This window comes from Castellaniella sp. (assembly GCF_034007085.1).
In the GTDB taxonomy this organism is placed as follows: Bacteria; Pseudomonadota; Gammaproteobacteria; order Burkholderiales; family Burkholderiaceae_B; genus Castellaniella.
In genome coordinates this window covers 1-8,333 of record NZ_JAVERO010000100.1, presented here as the reverse complement: position 1 = coordinate 8,333, position 8,333 = coordinate 1, and the positions used below count along the sequence as shown (strand labels likewise).

8 protein-coding genes and 1 pseudogene are annotated in these 8,333 nt (G+C 64.5%); 1 reads left to right on the top strand and 8 read right to left on the bottom strand.

The window, feature by feature from the left end:
- The 8 genes and pseudogenes from der to ndk form a co-directional block, all read right to left on the bottom strand.
- Window positions 1-1,022: ribosome biogenesis GTPase Der (gene der, locus RBR29_RS09015; RefSeq protein ID WP_320348723.1), on the bottom strand; the 1,022-nt coding region annotated here is incomplete at its 3' end.
- Between the two features lies 1 nt (window position 1,023).
- Window positions 1,024-2,175 (bottom strand): outer membrane protein assembly factor BamB, encoded by a 1,152-nt coding sequence (gene bamB, locus RBR29_RS09010; protein ID WP_320348722.1) that lies wholly within the window; start codon window positions 2,173-2,175, stop codon window positions 1,024-1,026.
- Window positions 2,176-2,177: 2 nt separating this feature from the next.
- Window positions 2,178-2,816 carry a tetratricopeptide repeat protein gene (locus tag RBR29_RS09005; RefSeq protein WP_320348720.1) on the bottom strand — a complete coding sequence of 213 codons (639 nt, stop codon included), beginning with the start codon at window positions 2,814-2,816 and terminating at the stop codon, window positions 2,178-2,180.
- 8 nt (window positions 2,817-2,824) lie between these two features.
- A pseudogene (hisS, locus tag RBR29_RS09000) lies at window positions 2,825-4,107 on the bottom strand (histidine--tRNA ligase).
- Between the two features lie 5 nt (window positions 4,108-4,112).
- On the bottom strand, window positions 4,113-5,423 hold the full coding sequence (gene ispG / locus RBR29_RS08995) for a flavodoxin-dependent (E)-4-hydroxy-3-methylbut-2-enyl-diphosphate synthase (protein WP_320348719.1): 1,311 nt from the start codon (window positions 5,421-5,423) through the stop codon (window positions 4,113-4,115).
- Complete coding sequence (locus RBR29_RS08990; protein ID WP_320348717.1) at window positions 5,420-5,923, bottom strand: helix-turn-helix domain-containing protein; 504 nt, start codon at window positions 5,921-5,923, stop codon at window positions 5,420-5,422. The genes ispG and RBR29_RS08990 overlap by 4 nt, the downstream gene beginning before the upstream one ends.
- A complete protein-coding gene (rlmN, locus tag RBR29_RS08985) occupies window positions 5,920-7,071 on the bottom strand; it encodes a 23S rRNA (adenine(2503)-C(2))-methyltransferase RlmN (protein ID WP_320348715.1) in 1,152 nt (383 codons plus the stop codon). Before rlmN ends, RBR29_RS08990 begins: the two co-directional genes overlap by 4 nt.
- A gap of 52 nt (window positions 7,072-7,123) precedes the next feature.
- On the bottom strand, window positions 7,124-7,549 hold the full coding sequence (gene ndk / locus RBR29_RS08980) for a nucleoside-diphosphate kinase (protein ID WP_320348713.1): 426 nt from the start codon (window positions 7,547-7,549) through the stop codon (window positions 7,124-7,126).
- Window positions 7,550-7,746: 197 nt separating this feature from the next.
- Here ndk and RBR29_RS08975 point away from each other — a divergent pair.
- A partial coding sequence (locus tag RBR29_RS08975) for a class I tRNA ligase family protein (RefSeq protein WP_320348712.1) occupies window positions 7,747-8,333 on the top strand: 587 nt, incomplete at its 3' end.

The window sequence follows — 8,333 nt, the reverse complement described above, 5'->3', positions numbered from 1 at the left end:
GATAGGTGCAACACGCGGGCAAAAGACAGGAAACGCAGCTTGCGGTCGTATTCGCGCTGCACCCACTCACGCTGTTCGCGATCGATTGCGTCCCATTTGTTCAGCCCCACCACCAGGGCACGGCCCGTTTCGGTGATGAAGCCGGCGATGTGCGCGTCCTGATCGGAAATGCCGTCGCTGGCATCGATCAGCAGCAACACGACGTTCGCCGCCTCGATGGCCTGCAATGTCTTGATGACGGAAAATTTTTCCACCGTCTCGAAGACCTTGCCCCGACGTCGCAGGCCGGCGGTGTCGATCAGAGTATAGCGACGGCCACCACGTTCGAACTCGATTTCAATGGCGTCGCGCGTGGTGCCCGGCAAATCATAGGCAATGACGCGCTCCTCGCCCACCAGCGTGTTGATGAGCGTGGACTTGCCCACGTTCGGCCGCCCGGCGATGGCAAGCTTGATCCGATGGCCGGGGACTTCGTCATCACCCGCATCGGGATCCCCGGCTTCGGCGTGGGCAGAGCGTTCTGCCCACAACGGGGCCAGCGCCTCGTCCACCAGAGCCGACACGCCATCGCCGTGCGCCGCAGAAATCGGGTGCGGCTCACCCAGCCCCAGTTCATGAAACTGCGCCAGATCGGCATGATGGCGCATGCCCTCGGCCTTGTTCACGGCCAGCAACACCCGCTGGCCCGACTTGCGCAACAGGCGGGCAATTTCATGATCGTGGGCATTGATGCCCTCGCGCCCATCCACCAGAAACACCACCACATCGGATTCGGCGATGGCCTGCGCGGTCTGACGCGCCATCTCGACCAGGATGCCGCGCGTGGCCACCGGTTCGAACCCGCCAGTATCAACCACGATGTAGGGATGCTCGCCCACCCGCCCTTCGCCATAGTGGCGGTCGCGAGTCAACCCGGAAATATTCGCCACCAGCGCCGCGCGTGAACGCGTCAGGCGATTGAACAGGGTCGATTTGCCGACGTTCGTGCGCCCGACCAGGGCCACGACTGGCTTGACACGCACATCAGCCACCAATACCTACCAGGATCAACTGGCCACCGCCCGTCTGGACGATGACCCCGCGCGGCGTCGGCACCAAGGGAGAAACGAGCGCGCCGCCCCCCACGTGCAAGCGGGCCATCAGGGCCCCATCGGTTCGCGACAGAAAATGCACATAGCCCTCGTAGTCGCCCACTGCCACCACTGCGCCAGACGGCACGGGCGCGCCCAGATGACGATTGAGCAGCGCGGCCTGCTGCCAGAGCTCGTGGCCGTCCCGCAGGTCCAAGGCCCGAACCCTGTCGTGCGCATCCGCGAGATAAAGGTGCTGGCCGTCGGTATTCATGCCCGTCGCCGAGGACACGTCCTGCGCCCAGACCGGGCGCCCTCCCTGGGACACATCAAAGCAGGTCGTGCGGCCCTGGTAGCTGACACCACACAACAGCGGACCAGCGATGACCGGCGCACCGACAACATCGGTGATGCGCTCCAGGTCGGAGGCCCCGCGCGAGGTAGAGACCGAAGCTTCCCAGCGTACGGCGCCGGATGCGGCATCGATCACCATCAGGCGGCCATTGGGCATGCCGGCAATCAACAGATTGGGCACCGACAACATGCGGATACTGGTACGCAACGCCAAGGCCGGGCCGGGGCGCTGGACATTCCAGCGCAGTTTTCCACTGGCTGCATCAAAGGCCTGGATGCGGTAGTCCGTGGTACGCACCGCGACGATGCCATTGCCCACGGCAGGCGGCACCTTGATGGCACTGGCGGCCTGGGCGCGCCAGAGTTCCTGGCCCTGGGCATCATAGGCCACGACCCCACCAGACTGAGTGGCCACGGCGACGATCCGGCCATCACTGCCGACCCCCGCCGACAGCGGTCCGGCATTGACACGCCAGCGCAACGCGCCAGACGTAGCGTCCAGCGCCGCCACAGCCCCCGAGGGAGTCGCGGCGTACACCGTGTCCCCCACCAGTTCGGGAGAAAAGCCATAGTCCCCACCGCTGCCGATCGAGGTCGACCAGCGCGCCGACACGGCCAGCGAAGGGGCGTAGTCAGTCAACGGTGCAGGATCGAAACGCGCATCGGTCTGGGAAAACAGGCCGCAGCCGGACAGGCCGACAGCAGCCAGGCCAATGAGCGCTACGCGAAACAAGCGGAAAGAAGAGCGCATGATCAGGCTCCGTTCAGGGCATCGATTTTCAATTGGACGATCTGGGCAGCGGGATCAGCGCCCAGGGACTTGAGCGCCTCGGTCCAGGCCTGGACAGCCTGCTCATGCTGCCCCTGGGCGGCCAGGATGTCGCCGCGCCGGTCCGCATACAGGCCTGCGAATCCGGCAGGCGGCGTGCCCTGGATCTGAGCCAGGGCAGACTCGTATTGCTGCTGGGCCAGCAACACGCCCGCCAGGCGCAGCCGGACCACCGCGCGCAGCGCCGGAGCAGCCTCGTCCCGCACCAGCCATTCGAGCTGCTCACGGGCGCCGTCCAGATCCTTGCGTTCCTGCAAGGCCCAGGCGGCCACCAGCACGCCGCGCGCGGCATAGCCTGATCCGGCATAGTCTTCGCGCAAAGCAGCGCTGGCTGCCTTGATGCGCGCCACCGCATCGTCGCCCGTCTGGGACGCAGCAGCCTCGAGAGCCTCGTAGTAGCCCATGGCCTGGTTGGCCTGATGCGACTGGTACCACTGCCAGCCGCGCCAGCCGGCGAATACCGCCAGCACGGCAAAGACCAGGGCCATGGAAAGCGTGCCATAGCGTTCCCACCAGGCCTTCAGTGCGTCGATTTTTTCCTGTTCTTCGAGATCGTATGCCATGCCTGTGTTCAGATCCTTTGTTGGAGTTGCCTCGCCAATTGGTCGAAAGCGACCGATTCCTGCTGCCCCGCCCCGGCATCACCGACACGCAGCCATTTCACGGTCGCCAGCCCCGAGGCCAGCTCATCGCCACCGATGACGACGGCAGCTACGGCTCCGCTGGCATCCGCCCGGCGGAACTGTGATTTAAACCCAGCAGAACCGGCATGGACAAGTGCCCTCAACCCGGCATCACGCAGTGTTTCCGCGAGTTGTGCCGCCCGCCGCTGGGCCACGTCGCCCTGGTGGACCAGATAGACCTGGCATTCGGCCTGATCCTGATCGGGCGCGTCCTGCTGCCAGAGATCGAGCAGGCGTTCCATGCCGATGGCAAAACCCACGGCCGGCGCAGACTTGCCGCCAGCAGCTCGATCAGGCCATCATAGCGGCCACCGCCGCACACGGTGCCCTGGGCGCCCAGGCGGTCCGTGACCCATTCGAAGACGGTCAGATTGTAATAGTCCAGCCCGCGCACCAGGCGCGGGTTGAGCGTATAGGCGATCCCGGCGTCATCCAGCCGATCGCACAGGCCCTGATAGTGCGCCAGCGACTCGGCCCCCAGGAAATCGAACAGCCGCGGCGCGCTGTTGGCCATGTCCTGCATGGCAGGATTCTTGGTATCGAGCACGCGCAAGGGGTTGCTGTGCATGCGGCGGCGGGCTTCCTCGTCGAGCACATCGAGGTGCTTTTCCAGGTGCGCCACCAGGGCGGCACGGTGGGCGGCCCGCTCGGCCGCCTGCCCCAGGGAGTTGAGTTCCAGGCGGATGTCCTTCAGCCCCAGCAGGCGCCACAGGCGCGCCAGCATCACGATCAGTTCCGCATCCACGTCCGGCCCCGGGAACCCCAGGGCCTCGACATCGATCTGATGGAACTGGCGGTAGCGGCCACGCTGGGGGCGCTCATGCCGGAACACCGGCCCCATCGCATAGACGCGGCGCGGGCGATCATAGAGAAAGTTGTGCTCGATCACCGAGCGCACGATGCCAGCGGTGAATTCGGGCCGCAGGGTCAGGCGTTCGTCGTTCAGGGGATCGACGAAGGAATACATTTCCTTTTCGACGATATCCGTGACCTCGCCGATGCCGCGCGCAAACAGACGGGTATGTTCCAGTACCGGTGTGCGCAGGTTCTGATAGCCGTATCCGGCCAGCCATTCGCGTACGATGGATTCGAGCCGTTCCCAGCGCGCCGTTTCCGGCGGCAAGGCATCTTTCATGCCGGTCAAGCCGGCGACTTTCTTGAATTCGGACATGGATTTCAATGGGTGTCGCGTGCCACCACGCCCGGGCGGCGCACGGGTTCGGCACCCGGGCCCCGTCCGTAGCGCTGGGCCACGTAGTTCTCGACGATGGCCTGGAATTCCTGGGCGATGTGGTCGCCCTTGAGCGTCACGGTGCGCTCGCCATCCACATAGACCGGCGCGGATGGAATTTCACCCGTGCCTGGCAGACTGATGCCGATATCGGCATGGCGGCTTTCGCCGGGGCCATTGACGACGCAACCCATCACCGCCACATGCATGTTCTCGACGCCCGGATATTGCGTTTTCCAGACCGGCATCTGGGCACGCAGGAAGGACTGGATGCTGGCAGCCAGTTCCTGGAATACCGTACTGCTGGTGCGCCCACAGCCCGGGCAGGCCACCACCATCGGGGTAAATGCCCGCAGGCCCATGGTCTGCAGGATTTCCTGGGCGACGATGACTTCGCGGCTGCGATCGCCGCCCGGCTCGGGAGTCAGGGAGATGCGGATCGTATCGCCGATGCCATCCTGGAGCAGCACGGCCAGCGCCGCCGTGGAGGCCACGATGCCCTTGGAACCCATGCCGGCCTCGGTCAGGCCCAGATGCAACGGGTAATCGCAGCGGCGCGACAGGTCGCGATAGACCGCAATCAGGTCCTGGACATGACTGACCTTGCAGGACAGCACGATGGCATCGCCGCGCAGCCCCAGTTCCTGGGCGCGTTCGGCATTGCTGATGGCCGAAACCACCAAGGCTTCGCGCATCACGGCATTGGCCGACCAGGGGGTCGCCCGGGCGGCGTTCTCGTCCATCATCCGCGCCAGCAACTCATGGTCCAGGCTGCCCCAGTTCACGCCGATGCGGATCGGTTTGTCGTGACGGCAGGCCACTTCGATCATCTGCGCGAAATTGTCGTCACGGCGCTTGCCGCCGCCCATATTGCCGGGATTGATGCGGTATTTGGACAGTGCCTGGGCGCAATCGGGAAACTGGGTCAGCAGTTTGTGGCCGTTGTAGTGAAAGTCCCCGACCAGGGGCACTGGCACATTCATCCGGTCCAGGGCTTCGCGCAGCGCGGCGACCTGGGCGGCGGCCTCGGGGGTGTTGACCGTCACGCGCACCAGTTCGGACCCCGCCTGCCAGAGCGCGCGCACCTGCCGGGCCGTCGCCAGGGGATCGGCCGTGTCAGTGTTGGTCATGGACTGCACCACGACCGGAGCATCCCCCCCCACTTGAACCACATGGCCACCCCAACGCACGGCGACGGCACGGGTCGGCCGTCGGGGCGCAGCGGCGGGTTCGGAAAATGTGGAATCAACGATCATTGACGCAACGCCTTCAGCCAATCGAACACCAGCCATGATTCGGGCACCCAGCCGCGATTGATCGCATATACACCGACCACGCAGAACAGCACCAGGATCAGCAGCAACCAGGCCCAGGTGCGATGGGCTGGTTCGCCCTTGGGCATCATGTCCGCCTGCTGCAGCGCGCGCTGGGCGCCCAGGGCCGTGACCGCAGGCCGGGGCCGTGTCGGACCGACTGCGTCATCGAGCAGTTTCAGCGCAGCATCCACATCGGTTTCGAGGAAACGCGCGTAATTGCGCACCAGTCCGCGCAATGGCACGCCTTCAGGCAAGCGCGACCAGTCGCCCGCTTCAAGATAGCCCAGCTGCACGGCAGAATACTTGATGCGCGCGGAGACTTCGGGCAGGGACAGGCCGCGGGTCTCGCGCAGAGTCCGCAACGCATCGCCCAGCGACAGCGTGTCCTGGCCTTGGGCCGAATCCAGGCGCCGCAGTCCGTCCAGGGAAGTTTCGCTCATCCATGCTCCTTTTTGCGTATGACGATCTTGGCCCGGTCAGGCAAGCGTTGCGCAATGCGCGTCCGGTCGCGGACTTCTCCCGCCAGTTGACCACAGGCAGCATCGATGTCGTCGCCGCGCGTCTTGCGCACCGTGACCACCAGCCCCGCATCAGTCAGCTGCTGAGAGAACAAGCGGATGCGCGCCATCGAGGAACGCCGCAGACCGGACTGCGGAAAGGGGTTGAAGGGGATCAGATTGAACTTGCAGCGCACTCGCCTGGAAATACCAATCAGCTGGCGCGCATGCTCGTCGGCGTCATTCACGCCATCGAGCATAATATATTCGAAGGTGATGAAATCGCGCGGCGCGTGTTCCAGATAGCGGTTGCAGGCATCGAGCAGTTCATCCAACGGATGCTTGCGGTTCAGCGGCACCAGCCGGTCGCGCAATTCGTCGTTCGGCGCATGCAGAGACACTGCCAGCGCCACCGGGCAGTCGTGCGCCAGACGATCCATCATGGGTACGACACCGGACGTGGACACAGTCACGCGGCGACGCGACAGGCCGTAGGCGTGGTCGTCCAGCATCAACCGCAGGGCGCCCAGCACCTGATCGTAGTTCAGCAAGGGTTCACCCATGCCCATCATGACCACATTGCTGACGGCCCGGTCGGCCTCGCCCGCAGGGGCGCCCAGCCGTGCCGCCGCCGGATCTTCGCGCAGGGCACGGTTGGCGAACCAGAGCTGGCCGATGATTTCGGCGGTATTCAGGTTGCGGCTGAAACCCTGGTAGCCTGTGGAACAGAACGGACAAGCCACGGTGCATCCTGCCTGGCTGGAAATGCACAGCGTGCCGCGATCGTCCTCGGGGATGAAGACCGTTTCGATGGCATTGCCCTGCCCCATGTCGAACAGCCACTTGCGGGTGCCGTCGGCGGAGCGCTTTTCCAGATTCAGGGCCGGTGCCCGCACCTCACAATGGGTTTCCAGGCGCGCGCGGAAATCCTTGGCCAGATCGCTCATGTCCTGGAACCGATCGATGCCGCGCTGGTGCACCCACTGCGACAGCTGGCGAGCACGAAAAGGCTTGCCGCCCCACTGCCCTACGAGCGCTTCGAGGGCAGCCGGGTCCAGACCCAGAACGTTGATGATTTCGGCGCCGGACATATGAGGATGATTTCAGCCTATGGGCAGGCCCTGGCCAGGGCCTGCGCCGCGATCAGCGGCTGTGGATGTTGCTTTCGGGAAAGAAAAAGGCGATTTCGACCGCAGCCGTTTCCGGTGCGTCGGAACCGTGCACGGCATTGGCGTCGATGCTTTCGGCAAAATCGGCGCGGATCGTGCCCGGCGCGGCTTTCTTGGGATCGGTCGCGCCCATCAGGTCGCGGTTCTTGGAAATGGCGGATTCGCCTTCCAGGACCTGGACGAACACCGGGCCCGAAACCATGAAATCAACCAGATCCTTGAAGAAGGGCCGTTCCTTGTGCACGGCGTAGAAACGCTCGGCCTCGCCACGCGAGAGTTGGCGCAACTGGGCAGCCACGACCTTCAGGCCGGCCTGCTCGAAACGGGCAACGATCTGCCCGATGGCGTTCTTGGCGACAGCGTCGGGCTTGATGATGGAAAGGGTACGTTCAATAGCCATGGAAGTTTCCGGTAAGGAATGGAAAACGGGAGTTTTCCGGTGAAAATGTAGAATGACTCCGCCGCAGCCGGCCCAGCGATTCTGGCCGACGATCAGGTCTCGTGGTCAACCGCGCATTTTACCATGCGCGGTTTTGGCTTCATGCGCCTAAAATAACTGCTTTTTCGCCATCCCCATCCCTAGGTTCAAAAGATCCCATGAGCGATTCCGCCGCCCCCTCCCTGCCCAAGAGTTTCGAACCCCAGGATATCGAGTCCCGCTGGTATGACGAGTGGAATCGCCGCGGCCTGTTCGCCGGCGGACAGCATGCCGAACCCTCGCCTGGCCGGGCATCGGAACCCTTTGCAATCCAGTTTCCGCCCCCCAACGTCACCGGCACCCTGCACATGGGGCATGCCTTCAACCAGACGATCATGGACGGCCTGATCCGCCACCATCGCATGCGGGGCGACGACACGGTCTTCATTCCCGGAACGGATCACGCGGGCATCGCCACTCAGATCGTGGTCGAGCGCCAACTGGACGCCCAGGGCATCTCGCGCCACGATCTGGGCCGCGACCGGTTCCTGGAACGTGTCTGGACCTGGAAGGAGCAGTCCGGCAGCACCATTACCGGCCAGTTCCGCCGCCTGGGTTCATCCTGCGACTGGTCGCGCGAATATTTCACCATGGACGAACGCCTGTCGCGCGGCGTCGTGGAGGTCTTCGTGCGCCTGTACGAACAGGGCCTGATCTACCGCGGCAAGCGTCTGGTGAACTGGGATCCGGTACTGGGCACCGCCGT

Excerpts from the sequence above, each read along its gene's own strand:
- bamB (WP_320348722.1), bottom strand. The coding sequence starts at position 2,175 with ATGCGCTCTTCTTTCCGCTTGTTTCGCGTAGCGCTCATTGGCCTGGCT.
- RBR29_RS09005 (WP_320348720.1), bottom strand. The coding sequence starts at position 2,816 with ATGGCATACGATCTCGAAGAACAGGAAAAAATCGACGCACTGAAGGCC.
- ispG (WP_320348719.1), bottom strand. The coding sequence starts at position 5,423 with ATGATCGTTGATTCCACATTTTCCGAACCCGCCGCTGCGCCCCGACGG.
- RBR29_RS08990 (WP_320348717.1), bottom strand. The coding sequence starts at position 5,923 with ATGAGCGAAACTTCCCTGGACGGACTGCGGCGCCTGGATTCGGCCCAA.
- rlmN (WP_320348715.1), bottom strand. The coding sequence starts at position 7,071 with ATGTCCGGCGCCGAAATCATCAACGTTCTGGGTCTGGACCCGGCTGCC.
- ndk (WP_320348713.1), bottom strand. The coding sequence starts at position 7,549 with ATGGCTATTGAACGTACCCTTTCCATCATCAAGCCCGACGCTGTCGCC.